Source organism: Delftia lacustris (genome assembly GCF_040267515.1).
In the GTDB taxonomy this organism is placed as follows: domain Bacteria; phylum Pseudomonadota; class Gammaproteobacteria; order Burkholderiales; family Burkholderiaceae_C; genus Comamonas; species Comamonas tsuruhatensis.
The window spans coordinates 1,761,819-1,777,760 of sequence record NZ_CP141274.1 but is presented as its reverse complement, the minus strand read 5'-3'; the positions used below and the strand labels follow the sequence as shown (position 1 = coordinate 1,777,760).

16 protein-coding genes and 1 tRNA gene are annotated in these 15,942 nt (G+C 63.4%); all 17 read right to left on the bottom strand.

Going from position 1 to position 15,942, the window contains the following annotated elements; all coding sequences use genetic code 11:
- Positions 1–26 precede the first annotated feature (26 nt).
- Positions 27–1,520: an NADH-quinone oxidoreductase subunit NuoN gene (gene nuoN / locus U6958_RS09510; RefSeq protein WP_016447701.1), complete on the bottom strand. Its 1,494-nt coding sequence runs from the start codon at positions 1,518–1,520 to the stop codon at positions 27–29.
- A gap of 24 nt (positions 1,521–1,544) precedes the next feature.
- Entirely contained in the window at positions 1,545–3,020 is a 1,476-nt protein-coding gene (locus U6958_RS09505; protein WP_046239124.1) for an NADH-quinone oxidoreductase subunit M, read from the bottom strand.
- Between the two features lie 16 nt (positions 3,021–3,036).
- Positions 3,037–5,085 carry an NADH-quinone oxidoreductase subunit L gene (gene nuoL, locus U6958_RS09500; RefSeq protein WP_208607035.1) on the bottom strand — a complete coding sequence of 683 codons (2,049 nt, stop codon included), beginning with the start codon at positions 5,083–5,085 and terminating at the stop codon, positions 3,037–3,039.
- A gap of 29 nt (positions 5,086–5,114) precedes the next feature.
- Positions 5,115–5,423 carry an NADH-quinone oxidoreductase subunit NuoK gene (gene nuoK, locus U6958_RS09495; protein WP_016447704.1) on the bottom strand — a complete coding sequence of 103 codons (309 nt, stop codon included), beginning with the start codon at positions 5,421–5,423 and terminating at the stop codon, positions 5,115–5,117.
- Positions 5,420–6,088, bottom strand: coding sequence for an NADH-quinone oxidoreductase subunit J (locus tag U6958_RS09490; protein WP_012206970.1), 669 nt, complete (start codon positions 6,086–6,088; stop codon positions 5,420–5,422). The genes nuoK and U6958_RS09490 overlap by 4 nt, the downstream gene beginning before the upstream one ends.
- A gap of 34 nt (positions 6,089–6,122) precedes the next feature.
- Positions 6,123–6,632 carry an NADH-quinone oxidoreductase subunit NuoI gene (nuoI, locus tag U6958_RS09485; RefSeq protein ID WP_016447705.1) on the bottom strand — a complete coding sequence of 170 codons (510 nt, stop codon included), beginning with the start codon at positions 6,630–6,632 and terminating at the stop codon, positions 6,123–6,125.
- Positions 6,633–6,643: 11 nt separating this feature from the next.
- On the bottom strand, positions 6,644–7,720 hold the full coding sequence (gene nuoH, locus U6958_RS09480; protein WP_016447706.1) for an NADH-quinone oxidoreductase subunit NuoH: 1,077 nt from the start codon (positions 7,718–7,720) through the stop codon (positions 6,644–6,646).
- Entirely contained in the window at positions 7,717–9,840 is a 2,124-nt protein-coding gene (gene nuoG / locus U6958_RS09475; protein WP_074921026.1) for an NADH-quinone oxidoreductase subunit NuoG, read from the bottom strand. Before nuoG ends, nuoH begins: the two co-directional genes overlap by 4 nt.
- A 15-nt stretch (positions 9,841–9,855) precedes the next feature.
- Entirely contained in the window at positions 9,856–11,214 is a 1,359-nt protein-coding gene (nuoF, locus tag U6958_RS09470; protein ID WP_016447708.1) for an NADH-quinone oxidoreductase subunit NuoF, read from the bottom strand.
- Positions 11,211–11,702, bottom strand: coding sequence for an NADH-quinone oxidoreductase subunit NuoE (gene nuoE, locus U6958_RS09465; protein ID WP_016447709.1), 492 nt, complete (start codon positions 11,700–11,702; stop codon positions 11,211–11,213). The genes nuoF and nuoE overlap by 4 nt, the downstream gene beginning before the upstream one ends.
- Entirely contained in the window at positions 11,699–12,952 is a 1,254-nt protein-coding gene (locus U6958_RS09460) for an NADH-quinone oxidoreductase subunit D (protein WP_016447710.1), read from the bottom strand. Before U6958_RS09460 ends, nuoE begins: the two co-directional genes overlap by 4 nt.
- Positions 12,953–12,984: 32 nt before the next feature.
- The gene (locus U6958_RS09455; RefSeq protein WP_026062051.1) at positions 12,985–13,593 is read right to left on the bottom strand and encodes an NADH-quinone oxidoreductase subunit C; all 609 of its coding nucleotides are present in this window, start codon (positions 13,591–13,593) and stop codon (positions 12,985–12,987) included.
- 10 nt (positions 13,594–13,603) lie between these two features.
- Positions 13,604–14,083 (bottom strand): NADH-quinone oxidoreductase subunit B family protein, encoded by a 480-nt coding sequence (locus U6958_RS09450; RefSeq protein ID WP_012206978.1) that lies wholly within the window; start codon positions 14,081–14,083, stop codon positions 13,604–13,606.
- A gap of 23 nt (positions 14,084–14,106) precedes the next feature.
- A complete protein-coding gene (locus U6958_RS09445; RefSeq protein WP_012206979.1) occupies positions 14,107–14,466 on the bottom strand; it encodes an NADH-quinone oxidoreductase subunit A in 360 nt (119 codons plus the stop codon).
- A gap of 73 nt (positions 14,467–14,539) precedes the next feature.
- Positions 14,540–14,624: transfer RNA gene (locus U6958_RS09440), tRNA-Leu, on the bottom strand.
- Between the two features lie 118 nt (positions 14,625–14,742).
- Entirely contained in the window at positions 14,743–15,135 is a 393-nt protein-coding gene (secG, locus tag U6958_RS09435) for a preprotein translocase subunit SecG (RefSeq protein WP_016447712.1), read from the bottom strand.
- A gap of 58 nt (positions 15,136–15,193) precedes the next feature.
- Entirely contained in the window at positions 15,194–15,940 is a 747-nt protein-coding gene (gene tpiA / locus U6958_RS09430; RefSeq protein WP_074921027.1) for a triose-phosphate isomerase, read from the bottom strand.
- Between the last annotated feature and the right edge of the window lie 2 nt (positions 15,941–15,942).

The window sequence follows — 15,942 nt, the reverse complement described above, 5'->3', positions numbered from 1 at the left end:
GCAAGGCCCTGCACAGGGAAAGTGGATCAGGAAGCCAGGGCGCGCACGACGGCGTCGGCGCACAGGGCCATCAGGCCGCCGGGCAGGATGCCCAGACCCAGCACCAGGGCGCCATTGAGGGTCAGCACCACGCGCACGTCCAGCGAAGCGGAAACGCTGGTGGCGGTGATGGGCTCATCGAAGTACATGACCTTGACGACGCGCAGGTAGTAGAAGGCACCGATCAGCGACATGACCACGGCGAACACGGCCAGGGCGATGTACAGGCTGTGGCCCGAAGCCACCAGCGCCTGCAGCACCGACAGCTTGGCGTAGAAGCCGACCAGGGGCGGAATGCCGGCCATGGAGAACAGGCAGATCGCCATCACGCCGGCATACAGCGGGCTGCGCTGGTTCAGGCCGGCAAAGTCGGCGACCTCTTCGCTCTCGAAGCCTTCGCGGGCCAGCAGCTGGATCACGCCGAAGGCGGCCAGCGTGGTCAGCACATAGGTCACCACGTAGAACATGGCCGAGCTGTAGGCGTTCTCGACGGTGGCCGGATCGACCTTGCCGTCGACCACACCCGACATCAGGCCCAGCAGCACGAAGCCCATCTGCGAGATGGTCGAGTAGGCCAGCATGCGCTTGAGGTTGGTCTGCTGCAGGCCGGCCAGGTTGCCGACCAGCAGAGAGGCAATGGCAAGCACGGCCAGCATCTGCTGCCAGTCGATGGCCAGCGGCAGCAGGCCGTCCACCAGCAGGCGGATGACGATGGCGAAGGCCGCCAGCTTGGGCGCGCCACCGATCATGGTGGTGATGGCCGTGGGAGCGCCCTGGTACACGTCGGGGACCCACATGTGGAAGGGAACCACGCCCAGCTTGAAGGCCAGGCCGGAGACCACGAAGACCAGGCCGAACACCAGCACCTGGTGCTTGATTTCGCCCGAGTTGATGGCCTTGAACACCTGGCCGATGTCCAGCGAACCGGTCGCGCCGTAGAGCATGGACATGCCGTACAGCAGGAAGCCGCTGGCCATGGCGCCAAGCACGAAGTACTTCATCGCGGCCTCGACCGAAGCCGTGTGGTCGCGGCGCAGCGCCACCAGGGCGTAGCTGGACAGCGTCAGCAGCTCCAGGCCCAGGTAGATGACCAGGAAGTTGTTGCCCGAGATCATGATGAACATGCCCAGCAGCGCGAGCATGGCCAACGTGAAGAGCTCGCCGCCGCGCAGCATGTCGCGGTCAGCGGCATAGGGTCGGCCGTAGACCAGGGTGACCATCATGGCCACGGTGGCGAAACACTTGAGCCAGTTGCCCATGGCGTCGGAGACGACCATGTTGCCCCAGCCATAGAACGTGTTGCCACTGGAGGCATACATGCCTTGCAGCACGGCCACCACGCCCAGGGTCAGCAGTGTCAGAACATAGGTGCCCGTGCGGCGCGGGCTTTTGACGCCCAGGTCCACCAGGGCGATCACGCAGGCCATGACCAGGAGAAGGATCTCCGGATAGATGGCCAGCCAGCTGATGTTGTCAATCATCTCGATTCTCTCGTTTCAGTCTGGTCACTGCAGCTTGCTCATGGCCACATGCTTGAGCAGCTCGGCCACGGACACATCCATCACGTCAGTGAAGGGCTTGGGATACAGGCCCATGTACAGCACGGCGATGGCCAGCAGACCCAGCACCAGGAACTCGCGGTTGCCGATGTCGGTCAGGCCGCGCACATTGTCATTGGTGACAGGACCCAGGTAGACGCGCTTGTACATCCACAGCGTGTAGGCCGCGCCGAAGATCAGCGCCGTGGCAGCGCCCAGGCCGATCCAGAAGTTGTATTGCACGGCGCCCAGGATCACCATCCACTCGCCGACGAAGCCGGCCGTCGCGGGCAGGCCGCAGTTGGCCATGGCGAACAGCAGCGCGAAGGCCGCGAACTTGGGCATGGTGTTGACCACGCCGCCGTAGGAAGCGATTTCACGCGAGTGCACGCGGTCGTAGAGCACGCCGATGCACAGGAACATGGCGCCCGACACGAAGCCGTGGGCAATCATCTGCACGATGCCGCCAGCAATGCCCAGCGGATTGAAGATGAAGAAGCCCAGGGTCACGAAGCCCATGTGGGCCACGGACGAGTAGGCCACCAGCTTCTTCATGTCCTTTTGCACCAGGGCGACCACGCCCACGTAGATCACGGCGATCAGCGACAGGGCGATGACCAGCCAGGCCCACTTGTGCGAGGCATCGGGTGCGATGGGCATGGAAAAGCGCAGGAAACCGTAGGCGCCCAGCTTCAGCATGATGGCGGCCAGCACGGCGGAGCCGCCGGTGGGCGCTTCCACGTGCACGTCGGGCAGCCAGGTGTGGACCGGCCACATCGGCACCTTCACGGCAAAGGCCGCGAAGAAGGCGAAGAAGATCAGCGTCTGGGCCGTCATGGACAGCGGCAGCTTGTGCCAGTCGAGGATCTCGAAGCTGCCACCCGACTGGGTGTACAGGTAGATCACGGCGACCAGGGTCAGCAGCGAACCCATCAGCGTGTACAGGAAGAACTTGAAGGCCGCATAGATGCGGTTGGGACCGCCCCAGATGCCGATGATCAGGTACATCGGGATCAGCGTGGCCTCGAAGAACACGTAGAACAGCAGGCCGTCCAGCGCGCTGAACACGCCGACCATCAGGCCGGACAGGATCAGGAAGGCGCCCATGTACTGGTTCACGCGCTCGGTGATGTTCTCCCACGACGCGATCACGACGATCACGGTGATGAAGGCGGTCAGCGGCACGAACCAGAACGAGATGCCATCCACGCCCAGGTGGTAGTGGATGTTGAAACGCTCGATCCACAGCGCCTTCTCCACGAACTGCATGGCAGCCGTGCTGTTGTCGAACTGCTGTATCAGCGGCAGCGTGACGGCCAGGCCTGCCAGCGCGCCGACCAGGGCCAGCCAGCGCACTGCCTTGACCTGATCCTCGCGGCCCAGGGCCAGCAGGAGGGCGCCGAAGGCGATCGGCACCCAGATTGAAAGACTCAACCAATGCATTTTTGTTCTTCCCCTACTACTTGTTGAGCCACACGAAATACGTCATGAGAGCGAACACGCCCAGCAGCATGACCAACGCGTAGTGATAGAGATAGCCCGACTGCAGCTTGCGCACCCACTGGCCGATGCGGCCGATGAGCTTCCACGAGCCGTTGACGATGCCGCCATCGATGATGGCCTGGTCGCCGACCTTCCAGAAGAAGCTGCCGAAGGCGCGTGCGCCGCGGGCGAAGATGTTCTCGTAGACCCAGTCCACGCCGTACTTGCCTTCCAGTGCCTGGTAGACACCGATCTTCTGCATGGACGACTTGATGGCGGCAGGCACTTCGGGCTTGACCATGTAGAACAGGTAGGAGACGACGACGCCTGCCAGTGCCAGCCAGAACGGCGCGGCCGTGAAGCCGTGCAGCGCCATGGGCACCCAGCCGTGGATCTTCTCAGCCAGCTCGGCCATGGCGCCGTGCTTGCTGCCATCGACGTGGATCACGCCCTTGAAGAAATCACCGAACAGCATGGGCATCAGTGCCAGGGCACCGATCACCACCGAGGGGATGGCCAGCAGCATCAGCGGGCCGGTCACGACCAGTGGCGACTCATGCGGCTTGGCATCGTGGCCATGGCCGTGGTGGTCGTCATGGGCGTGGTGGTCATCGTGGCCATGGTGGTGCGCATCGGGATTCTGGTCGTAGCGCTCCTTGCCGTGGAAGACGATGAAGTACAGGCGGAAGGAGTAGAAGGCCGTGATGAACACGCCGGCCAGCACCGCGAAATTGGCGAAGCCAGCACCCGGCAGGTTGGTGGCATGCACGGCCTCGATGATGGCGTCCTTCGAGTAGAAGCCCGAGAAGAACGGCGTGCCGATCAGCGCCAGGTTGCCCAGCAGGAACGTGATCCAGGTGATGGGCATGTACTTGCGCACGCCGCCCATCCAGCGGATGTCCTGGTTGTGGTGCATGCCCATGATCACCGAGCCGGCGCCAAGGAACAGCAGGGCCTTGAAGAAGGCGTGGGTCATCAGGTGGAACACGGCCACCGAGTAGGCCGAGGCGCCCAGGGCCACGGTCATGTAGCCCAGCTGCGAAAGCGTGGAGTACGCGATCACGCGCTTGATGTCGTTCTGGATGATGCCCAGCACGCCCATGAACAGCGCCGTGATGGAGCCGATCACCAGGATGAAGCTCAGCGCCGTGTCCGACAGCTCGTACAGCGGCGACATGCGCGAGACCATGAAGATGCCGGCCGTCACCATGGTGGCGGCGTGGATCAGTGCCGAGATGGGGGTCGGGCCTTCCATCGAATCGGGCAGCCAGGCATGCAGCGGGAACTGGGCCGACTTGCCCATGGCGCCGATGAACAGGCAGATGGCCGTCACCGTCACCAGCAGCCAGCCGGTGCCCGGCAGCAGGGTGTTCTGGATCTCGGGCAGCTTGGCGAAGATCTCGCCATAGTTCATGGTGCCCGTGTAGGCAGCGATCAGGCCGATGCCCAGGATGAAGCCGAAGTCGCCCACGCGGTTGACCAGGAAGGCCTTCATGTTGGCGAAGATGGCCGAGGGCTTGTTGTAGTAGAAGCCGATCAGCAGATACGACACCAGGCCCACGGCTTCCCAGCCGAAGAACAGCTGCAGCAGGTTGTTGCTCATGACGAGCATCAACATGGAGAAGGTGAACAGCGAGATGTAGGAGAAGAAACGGTTGTAGCCGTCATCTTCCTGCATGTAGCCGATGGTGTAGATGTGCACCATCAGCGACACGAAGGTCACCACGCACATCATCATGGCCGTGATGCTGTCGATCAGGAAACCGACTTCCATCTTCAGCCCGCCGATTTCCATCCAGGTGTAGATGGACTGGTCGAAGCGCGCCCCGTCGAAGATCACGCTGTTGAAGGTGAGGGCCGACAGGATGAAGGCGATCAGCACGCCCAAAATCGTGAGGGAATGGCTGCCGCCGCGACCGATCTTGTTGCCGCCGAAGGCCGTGCCCCAGATACCCGCGAGCGCGGAACCCGCCAGCGGTGCCAGCGGCACCGCCAGGAGCATGGATGCAGAGAGTGTTTGACTCATTCTTAAGAACCTTGCAAGTTACGGCGGACTCAACCCTTAAGGGAGTTGAGATCTTCCGCATTGATGCTGGTCTTGTTGCGGAACAGAAGCACCAGGATCGCCAGACCGATGGCCGACTCGGCCGCTGCCACTGTCAGGATGAAGAACACGAACACCTGTCCGTGCATGTCACCCAGATAGCTGGAGAAGGCCACGAAGTTCATGTTGACGGCCAGGAGCATCAGCTCGATGGCCATCAGCAGCACGATCAGGTTCTTGCGGTTCAGAAAAATGCCAACGACGGAGAGCGCGAACAGCATGGCGCCCAGCGTCAAGTAATGGCCCAAAGTCAGCGTCATGCTTTTGTCTCCACGGCGGGGGTTGCCTCGGCGGCCGGTGCCTGCGGCGCCTGGGTGACCGGCACCTTGACCAGCTCGAGGCGATCCTTTGCGCGCACGCGGATCTGCTGGGCCGGGTTCACTGCCTTGCTGTCCTTGCGCTTGCGCAGGGTCAGGGCGATGGCGGCGATCATGGCCACCAGCAGGATCACGGCAGCGATCTCGACGGGGTACAGGTATTCGGTGTACAGCAGCTTGCCCAGGGCCTGGGTATTGGAGTACTGCACGGTCTGGCCGGCAGCGTTGACCGTGGCCGCAATGGCCTTGGGCTCCTCGACACCGCTGAAGCCGCCCATCAGCACCATGCCCATTTCAAAGGCGATCAGTGCGCCGATCAGGGCAGCGAAGGGGAAATGCTTCCAGAAGCCCTGGCGCACGGCGTCGATGCGGATGTCCAGCATCATCACCACGAACAGGAACAGCACCATCACAGCGCCCAGGTAGACCAGCACCAAGGTCACGCCCAGGAACTCGGCCTTGAGCAAAAGCCAGATGCCGGCAGCCTGCGAGAAGGCCAGGATCAGGTTGAGCACGGCGTGCACGGGGTTGCGCGCCGTGACGACCCGGAAGGCTGCAAACAGCAGCACGACCGAGAACAGATAGAAGAAACCAGTTTTGGCGTCCATGGATCGAATCTTTTCAAGTGATCAAGGAGCCGCTTCAGCGGTACTTGGCGTCCGCAGCCTTGGCGGCGGCAATCTCGGGTTCGTAGCGATCGCCAACGGCCAGCAGCATGTCCTTGGTGAAGTACAGGTCGCCGCGCTTTTCTCCGTGGTATTCGAAGATATGCGTCTCGACGATGGAATCCACCGGGCAGCTTTCCTCGCAGAAGCCGCAGAAGATGCACTTGGTCAGGTCGATGTCGTAGCGCGTGGTGCGGCGCGAGCCGTCGTCACGCACATCGGACTCGATGGTGATGGCCATGGCCGGGCAGACCGCTTCGCACAGCTTGCAGGCGATGCAGCGCTCTTCGCCGTTGTCATAACGGCGCAGGGCGTGCAGTCCGCGAAAACGCGGCGACAGAGGTGTCTTTTCTTCGGGGAACTGCACCGTGACCTTGCGGCGGAAGGTGTAGCGGCCAGTCAGGGCCATGCCCTTGGCCAGTTCCCAGAGCATGAAGCTCTTGAAGAAATCTTTGATCGAAAATGGGGTAGCAGCAACCGCAGACATTCTTGCTCCGCTCAGTTCCAGATGTTCCAAGGCGAGTGCATCCAGCCACCCACGATGACCAGCCACACCAGGGTGACGGGAATGAAGATCTTCCAGCCCAGACGCATGATCTGGTCATAGCGAAAGCGCGGGAAGGTGGCACGGATCCAGATGAACATGGACACGACCAGGAAAGTCTTCGCCGCCAGCCAGATCCATCCGGGGATGAACGACAGGAAGTCGAACGGAGGCAGCCAGCCGCCCAGGAACATGATCACGGCCAGGATGGACACCAGCCACATGCTGGCGTACTCGGCCAGGAAGAAGATGGCAAAGCCCATGCCCGAGTACTCGACCATGTGGCCGGCCACGATTTCGGCTTCGCCTTCGACCACGTCGAAGGGGTGGCGGTTGGTCTCGGCCACGGCCGAGATCAGGTACACCACGAAGATCGGCAGCAGCGGCAGCCAGTTCCACGACAGGACGCTGGCACCCATGCTGGCGAACTGGCCCTGGCCCTGGCTCAGCACGATCTGCGTCAGATTCATGCTGCCCGTGACCATGATCACCACCAGGAAGCAGAAGCCCAGCGCGATCTCGTAGCTGACCATCTGCGCCGAGGCGCGCAGCGCGCCCAGGAAGGCGTACTTGGAGTTGGAGGCCCAGCCGGCAATGATCACGCCATAGACTTCGATGGACGTGATGGCCATGATCAGCAGCAGGCCGGCGTTGACGTTGGCCAGCGCCACTTCGGGGCCGAAGGGGATCGCCACCCATGCCGCCAGGGCGGGCATGATGGCCATCACGGGACCCACGTAGAACAGGCCCTTGGCGGCAGCCGTGGGCTGGATCAGTTCCTTGGTCAGCAGCTTCAGGCCATCGGCCAGGGGCTGCAGCAGGCCGAAGGGACCCACGCGGTTGGGACCCATGCGAACCTGCATGAAGCCCAGCAGCTTGCGCTCCCACAGCGTCAGGTAGGCCACGGCGCCCATCAGCGGGGCGACGATGGCGACGATGCCCAGCAGGATCCAGAGCACGGGCCAGGCCACGTCGGTCCACCAGGGGGCGGCGATCAGGCCGGCACCGGCCGTCTTGAGTGCGTCAATCATGCGGCGCCTCCCTCACGAGCCTGACGTGCATCTGCCGTCAGTTGCAGCGACGTCGCGCGGCGCACGATGCTGTCGAGCTGATAAATGCTGGCCACCACGGGCGCGGCATGGCCAGCGCCGTTGGCGATGGAATTCACGGCAGGCGCACCATTGCCCAGCAGGTTGGCCGGCACGCTGGTGGCGCCGGCGGTGGCGGCTGCGAGCACATCCTGCGACGTCTCGTAGTCCACGCCCTGCACGCCCAGCAGGTTGGCCAGAACGCGCAGCACCTTCCAGCCCGGACGGGCTTCGGCCAGCGGCTTGACCACGGCATGGAAGCTTTGCAAGCGGCCTTCGGCGTTGACGAAGCTGCCCGAGGTTTCCGTGAACGGGGCGATGGGCAGCAGCACGTCGCTGAATTCCATGTTGGCCTTGAACGGGCTCAGGGTCACGACCATCTCGGCCTTGCCCAGTGCCTCTGAGGCGCGGGCGCCGGCAGCGGAGTCGAACACGGGTTCGTTGTTCAGCAGCAGCACGGCCTTGAGGCCGCCAGCCAGCATCTGGCCTGCGTTCAGGCCCGAAGCGGCAGGCTGTGCGCCCACCCACTGCGCGCCCACCGTGTTGGCGGCTTCGGTCAGGTAGCCGACCGAGGCGCCGGTCTGCTCGGCAATCCAGTTGGCCAGCGACAGCAGGGTCGATGCCTGTGCGTGGTGCGCAGCGGCATTGCCCAGCAAGATGGCCTTGCGCTCGCCGCGCAGCAGCGCGGTGGCAATGGCCTGGGCCTCGGCATGCACGTTGGCGGCGGCCACGGGAGCGGCAACACCCTTTTCCTGCGCCACGGCGGCGGCCACATCGGCCAGCGCCTGGGCCCAGTCCGGGGCTGCCACGATGGACGCCGTCACCGGCATGGCCCAGTCGTAGACACGCTCATTGATGGCGAGCACGGTGCAGCCCTGCTTTGCCGCCTGGCGGATGCGCTGCGCGAACAGCGGATGGTCCTTGCGCAGGTTGGAGCCGAGCACCAGGACGCCTTGCAGCTTGGAAAGCGAGGCGATGGGCGTGCCCAGCCACTGCACGCCCTGGGCGGCGGTGAACTCGGCGTTGCGCAGGCGATGGTCGATGTTCTCGCTGCCCAGGCCGCGCACCAGCTTGCCTGCCAGGAACAGCTCTTCCAGCGTGCTGTGCGGGCTGACCAGCGCGCCGATGGCGGAGGCGCCATGGTCGTTCTTGATCTGGCGCAGGCCGTTGGCCACGTATTCGAGGGCCGTCTGCCAGTCGACTTCCTTCCACTCACCGCCCTGCTTGAGCATGGGGCGGGTCAGGCGTTCGTCACTGTTCAGGGCTTCATAGGAGAAGCGGTCGCGGTCGGCGATCCAGCACTCGTTGACCTCTTCGTTCTCGAAGGGCACGACGCGCAGGACCTTGTGGTTCTTGACCTGGACGATGAGGTTGGCACCCGTGGAATCATGGGGCGAGACCGACTTGCGGCGCGACAGCTCCCAGGTGCGGGCGCTGTAGCGGAAGGGCTTGCTGGTCAGCGCGCCCACGGGGCAGATGTCGATCATGTTGCCCGACAGTTCGGAGTCCACCGTATCGCCCACCACCGTGGTGATCTCGGAGTGCTCGCCGCGGTTGATCATGCCCAGCTCCATCACGCCGGACACTTCCTGTCCGAAGCGCACGCAGCGGGTGCAGTGGATGCAGCGGCTCATCTCCTGCATGGAGATCAGCGGGCCCACGTCCTTGTGGAAGACCACGCGCTTTTCTTCCTCGTAGCGCGAGGCGGAGCTGCCGTAGCCCACGGCCAGATCCTGCAGCTGGCATTCGCCGCCCTGGTCGCAGATCGGGCAGTCCAGCGGGTGATTGATGAGCAGGAACTCCATCACCGATTGCTGTGCCTTGATCGCCTTCTCGCTCTTGGTGCGCACGATCATGCCCTGCGTCACGGGCGTGGCGCAGGCGGGCATGGGCTTGGGGGCCTTTTCCACGTCCACCAGGCACATGCGGCAGTTGGCGGCGATGGAAAGTTTCTTGTGGTAGCAGAAATGCGGGATGTAGGTGCCTGCCTTCTCGGCTGCATGCATGACCATGCAGCCCTCGGCGACCTCCACCTTCTTTCCGTCCAGTTCAATTTCAACCATATGCTTTTCTCGCGATCAGGCGGCGTGGACCGTCTGCTTGGAAGCGTTCTGGATCTTCGCTTCAAACTCGTGGCGGAAGTGCTTGATCATGGCGCGCACCGGCATCGCTGCCGCATCGCCCAGCGCACAGATCGTGCGCCCCATGATGTTCACGGACACCGAGTCCAACAGCTCGATGTCTTCAGGACGGCCTTCGCCGTGCTCGATTCGGTTGACCACGCGCCACAGCCAGCCCGTGCCTTCGCGGCAGGGAGTGCACTGGCCGCAGGACTCGTGCTGGTAGAAGTAGGACAGGCGCAGCAGGCTCTCGACCATGTCGCGCGAGTCGTCCATCACGATCACGGCGCCCGAGCCCAGCATGGAGCCGGCCTTGGCGATGGAGTCGTAGTCCATCGTGCATTCCATGATGATGTCGGCCGGCAGCACGGGCGAGGACGATCCGCCGGGGATCACGGCCTTGAGCTTGCGGCCCGTGCGCACGCCACCGGCCAGCTCCAGCAGCTTGCTGAAGGGCGTGCCCAGCGGCACTTCGTAGTTGCCGGGCAGGTTGACGTCGCCGCTGACCGAGAAGATCTTGGTACCGCCATTGTTGGGCTTGCCGCACTCCAGGTACGCAGCACCGCCGTTGCGGATGATCCAGGGAACGGCCGCAAAGGTTTCGGTGTTGTTGATGGTGGTGGGCTTGCCGTACAGGCCGAAGCTGGCGGGGAACGGCGGCTTGAAGCGCGGCTGGCCCTTCTTGCCTTCCAGCGACTCCAGCAGCGCAGTCTCTTCGCCGCAGATGTAGGCGCCGAAGCCATGGTGCGCGTGCAGCTGGAAGCTGAAGCTGCTGCCCATGATGTTGTCGCCCAGGTAGCCGGCAGCGCGGGCTTCCTCCAGCGCGGCCTCGAAGCGCTCATAGGCCTCGAAGATTTCGCCGTGGATGTAGTTGTAGCCCAGGGAGATGCCCATCGCGTAGGCCGCGATGATCATGCCCTCGATCACGATGTGGGGGTTGTGCACCAGGATGTCCCGGTCCTTGCAGGTGCCCGGCTCGCCTTCGTCCGAGTTGCACACCAGGTGCTTCTGGCCCGGGAACTGGCGGGGCATGAAGCTCCACTTCAGGCCCGTGGGGAAACCTGCGCCGCCGCGGCCGCGCAGCCCCGACTCCTTGACGGTGGCGATCACCTGATCCTGCGTCAGGCCTTCGCTGCCGTCCTTGCCCAGGATCTTGCGCAGCGCCTGGTAGCCGCCGCGTGCCTCGTAGTCCTTGATGGACCAGTTGGCGCCGGTCAGATCGGCATAGATCTGGGGATTGATGTGGCGGTCGTGGAAGCAGGTCTCGCTGCCCGAAGCGGCAAACCTGGCCAGGACCGATTGTGCGGCGGCGTTCATGCCTTGCCCTCCGCGGCGCGCAGGCCGTCAATCAGTTCGTCGAGCTTTTCGTTGCTCATGAAGCTGCACATGCAGCGGTCGTTCACCAGCATCACCGGCGAATCCGCGCAGGCACCCAGGCACTCGGACTGCTGCAGCGTGAACATGCCGTCGGGCGTGGTCTCGCCCATCTTGATGCCCAGGCGGGATTCCAGATGGTGCAGCGCCTTGTAGCCGTCGCGCAGCTGGCAGGGCAGGTTGGTGCAGACGTTCAGCTTGAACTTGCCCACCGGCCGCTGGTTGTACATGTTGTAGAACGTGGTGACTTCGTGCACCGCGATCTCGGCCATGCCCAGGAACTCGGCGATCACGGCCTCGCTCTCGGGACTGACCCAGCCCTGTTCCTGCTGCACGATGGACAGGCAGGCCATCACGGCCGACTGCTTCTGGTCGGCCGGGTACTTGGCCACCTCGCGCGCAAAGCGCTCCTTGGTCGCTTCGGTAATCATCGGTCAACGTCTCCAAACACGATGTCCAGGGTACTCAGCACCATCACGGCGTCGGCCAGCATGTGGCCTCGGCACAGTTCGTCCATGGCGGACAGATTGGCGAATCCCGGCGGACGGATCTTCAGGCGGTAGGGCTTGTTGGCCCCGTCGCTCACGATGTAGATGCCGAACTCCCCCTTGGGGTGTTCGATGGCCGCGTAAGCCTCGCCTTCGGGCACGCGGAAACCTTCGGTGAAGAGCTTGAAGTGGTGGATCAGCTCTTCCATGTTGGACTTCATGCCTTCGCGCGGCGGCGGGGCGATCTTGTGGTTGTCTACGATCACCGGGCCCGGGTTGGCACGCAGCCAGTCCACGCACTGCTTGATGATGCGGTTGGACTGGCGCATTTCGGCCACGCGCACCAAGTAGCGGTCGTAGCAGTCGCCGGTCTTGCCCACGGGCACGTCGAAGTCCATGCGGTCATAGACCTCGTAGGGCTGCGACTTGCGCATGTCCCAGGCCACGCCGGAGGCACGCAGCATGGGGCCGGTCAGGCCCAGGTTCATGGCACGCTCGGCCGTCACCACGCCGATGTCCACGTTGCGCTGCTTCCAGATGCGGTTGTCGGTCAGCAGGGTCTCGTACTCGTCGGCGCACTTGGGGAAGCGCTGCGTGAAGTCGTCGATGAAGTCCAGCAGCGAGCCCTGGCGGTTGCGGTTCATGACCTCGACCGAGCGCGCATTGCGCACCTTGCTGGCCTTGTACTGCGGCATGGTGTCGGGCAGGTCGCGGTAGACGCCGCCCGGACGGAAATAGGCCGCGTGCATGCGCGCGCCGGAGACCGCCTCGTACATGTCCATGAGGTCTTCGCGCTCACGGAAGGTATAGATCAGCGTCGTGGAGCTGCCTGCATCGTTGCCGCTGGAGCCCAGCCACATCAGGTGATTCATGATGCGGGTGATCTCCGAATACATCACGCGGATGTACTGGGCGCGAATGGGCACTTCGATGCCCAGCAGCTTCTCGATGGCCAGGCAGTAGGCGTGCTCGTTGCACATCATGGACACGTAGTCCAGCCGGTCCATATAGGGCAGCGACTGGATGTAGGTCTTGCTCTCTGCCAGTTTTTCCGTCGCGCGGTGCAGCAGACCGATGTGCGGGTCTGCACGCTGCACCACTTCACCGTCGAGCTCCAGCACCAGGCGCAGCACGCCGTGCGCTGCCGGGTGCTGCGGACCAAAGTTCAGGGAATAGTTCTTGATTTCAGCCATGGTCGTCCATCAAAAAGGCGCCTGCAGCGCCTTCAGTGCAGGCCCCCGTAGTTGTCTTCGCGGATGATCCGCGGCGTGATCTCGCGGGGCTCGATGGTGACCGGCTGGTACACCACGCGCTGCTGCTCGGGGTCATAGCGCATCTCCACATGGCCCGACAGCGGGAAGTCCTTGCGGAAGGGATGGCCGATGAAGCCGTAGTCGGTCAGGATGCGGCGCAGGTCGTCATGGCCATCGAAGACGATGCCGAACAGGTCGAACGCCTCGCGCTCGAACCAGTTGGCGCCGGCCCAGATGGGAGTGACCGAAGCCACCACCGGAAAATCGTCGTCGGTACAGAAGACGCGAACGCGCAGGCGCTGGTTCAGGCTGATCGACAGCAGGTGGGACACCACGGCAAAGCGCGGCCCTTCGCGGCCGACTTCCGCATAGGTGGAATAGTCCACGCCACACAGGTCCACCAGAACCTCGAACCGGCAATCCGGGGCGCTGTGCAGAACCTGCATGGCCTCCAGATAGTTGGCAGCGGACACTTCGACCGTCACCTCGCCCAGGGCCACGGTCACGCTGCGCGCCTTGTCGCCCAAGGCAGCAGCCACCACATCCCGAAGCACTTCGGGGTGAATCGCAATAGCAGTCATCATCTAGCCCTTAGACGCGAGCGATGGTATGGGTGCGGCGGATCTTCTGCTGCAGCTGGATGATGCCGTAGATCAGGGCTTCCGCCGTGGGGGGGCAGCCAGGCACATAGACATCGACCGGCACGATGCGGTCGCAGCCACGCACCACGGAATAGCTGTAGTGGTAGTAGCCGCCGCCATTGGCGCACGAGCCCATGGAGATGACCCAGCGCGGCTCGGACATCTGGTCATAGACCTTGCGCATGGCGGGCGCCATCTTGTTGCACAGGGTGCCGGCCACAATCATCAGGTCCGACTGGCGGGGGCTGGCACGGAAGACTTCCGAGCCAAAGCGGCCAATGTCGTAACGCGCCGCCGCAGCGTGCATCATCTCGACCGCGCAGCAGGCCAGACCAAATGTCATGGGCCACAGCGAGCCCGTCTTGGCCCAATTCACCACCGAGTCGTAACTCGTGGTGATGAAGCCTTCCTTCATCACGCCTTCGATCATCGTGTTTCCTTAGTGAACCCGCATCAGTCCCAGTCCAACGCACCCTTCTTCCATTCGTAGACAAAGCCCACGACGAGAACGGTCAGGAAAATCAGGACAGCGGCGAAACCAGCCCCACCCACGTCCCGAAGCGCAACGGCCCAGGGCAGCAGAAAGGCGATTTCCAAATCAAATAGGATGAACAGGATGGCGACGAGGTAGTAGCGCACATCGAATTTCATGCGCGCGTCTTCGAAGGCCTCGAAGCCACATTCGTAGGGAGAGTTCTTGGCGGCATCGGGCCGGTTCGGACCCAGCACATACCCCAGTACCAGGGGGACTACGCCGACACCCATGCCGACGAGAATGAACAAGAGAACGGGAAGATACTGGTCGATGTTCATCGTGTGCGGCTACCTTGAAAGGCATGCCCGCACCGATCAGCCTGATCAGCAGGGCAGGCTCTTAGTTATATCTTGGTGCCGTCGGCGAGACTCGAACTCGCACAGCTTTCGCCACTACCCCCTCAAGATAGCGTGTCTACCAATTTCACCACGACGGCTACGTCTCGATTTCGGCTGGCTCTTTATCTTCGTTGCAAAGATTCCGCCTACCGAACAATCTCTAGATTCTACTCTGAAAAACCCTCAGACCAGGAGGACCGAGGGCTTTGTTCGAAATTATTTCGTGGGGATCTGGGCCGCACCTTCAGCACCGGCAGCAGGCGCCTGACCTGCCGCAGGAGCAGGCACTTCGCCAGCAGCGCCAGGGACGGCGGGAGCCGGTGCCGTGATGGGGGCCGCGCCTTCCAGCACGCTGCCCGAGCTGACGGGGCGCGCATTGCTCAGATAGGCCAGCGCCAGCGTGGTCACGAAGAACACCGTGGCCAGGCCTGCCGTGGAGCGCGACAGAAAGTTCGCGCTGCCCGAGGCACCGAACAGGCTGCCGGAGCTGCCGCTGCCGAACGAGGCGCCCATGTCGGCGCCCTTTCCGTGCTGGATCAGGATCAGGCCGATCATGCCGAGTGCCGACAGCATCTGGACGGCGAGGATCACGCTTGCGAATGCATTCATTGGTTGTACCTGCTAGTAACGCGAGAGCTAAAAAAGCGAATGGAGAAACTGCTCCGGCTCACTGGGCCGCAGCGATGATGGTCAGGAAATCCGGCGCCTTGAGCGACGCCCCACCCACAAGACCACCGTCAATGTCGGCCTGGGCCAGAAGCTGGGCTGCATTGGAGGCATTCATGCTGCCGCCGTAGAGCAAGGGGATGCGGTCAGCCTGCCGGCTGGCAGCCGCCAGCTGGGCGCGCAGCACGGCATGCACCTGCTGCGCCTGCTCGGGTGTTGCGGTCCTGCCGGTGCCGATGGCCCAGACAGGCTCGTAGGCCACGACCAGCTCACTGATGCACTGCCCCACCTGATGGATCACGGCTGCCAGCTGGCGCCTGACGACTTCCTCGGTCTGCCCCGCCTCGCGCTCTGCCAGCGTTTCGCCCACACAGACGATGGGCGTGACGCCCTTGGCCAGCGCAGCCTGCGCCTTCAAGGCCACCACGGCATCGGTTTCACCATGGTATTGGCGACGCTCCGAGTGCCCCACCAAGGTGTAGCGCACGTCAAAATCCTGGAGCATGGCAGCCGAAAGCTCGCCCGTGTAGGCGCCCGAGTCATGCTGCGACACATCCTGCGCAGCCACGCCAATGGACGACCCTGCAAGCTCGGCCTGGGCCTGGGCCAGATAGGCGGCCGGCACAGCCACCGCCACACCCGCATTTCCACCTTCGGGCAGCCCCTGCTTGAGGGCCTTGAGCAACACGGCATTGGCAGCCAGGCTGCCATTCATCTTCCAGTTGCCGACGATGAGTTTCTTCTTCATGG